General features: G+C 68.6%; 1 protein-coding gene. It reads right to left on the bottom strand.

From position 1 onward, the window contains the following. Positions 1-576, bottom strand: a 576-nt coding sequence (locus RB628_RS41150; protein ID WP_318325735.1) for a hypothetical protein, incomplete at its 3' end; no start/stop codon positions are given. Positions 577-605: the final 29 nt, after the last annotated feature.

Raw genomic sequence — 605 nt, 5'->3', positions numbered from 1 at the left:
CAGGAACGTGACACGACGCCCCCTCTCCCCGTTGACCGCGGCGGTCATCACACGATGGGTATACGACAAAGCGGTCAACCTGGTCGCCGAAGTGGTCTCACGCCTGCTCTCGTTGGCGGCGTACTGACCGAACGGCACGTCAGCCCAAGGATCGTCGACGTGGGGCAGCGGAGCGTGACCAGGGGGCTGCTGATGCGGGTCGCCGTCCGACGCGCTGAAGCAGACCGCCAGGTCCAGCCGGTGCCCCTTGGGCAGCTGGCGCACCTCGCGCAGCCCGGCGACGTAACGCGCGGCGTCCTGCTTGCCCAACCGCACCGTCCGGCCGTCACGGAGGGCGAGCATCAGCCGGCCCGGATTCCCGTGGCCGGCGTAGACGTAGACCGCCGGATCAGGGGCTATCTCCTCGGTCTCAGCCTCCTGATCGCCGGAACCAGCCGGAACCCGGTGCACGAGCCGCCGCATGCCGAGGTACGACTTGAACCGCTGCTCGAACTCCCGCAGCTCCTTGCGGTCCTCCACCGAGATCTGGCCGATCCGCTGTTTGTGCCCGTCGGAGACCAGGGGCCGGATGTCCACTTCGCTGTCCCGGAACCTGGTCCCGTCCA

The sequence above is a fragment of the Streptomyces sp. ADMS genome (genome assembly GCF_033441795.1).
Classification (GTDB): domain Bacteria; phylum Actinomycetota; class Actinomycetes; order Streptomycetales; family Streptomycetaceae; genus Streptomyces.
Note: the sequence above shows the minus strand (reverse complement) of the source record. Positions and strands in the feature narration are given on the sequence as shown.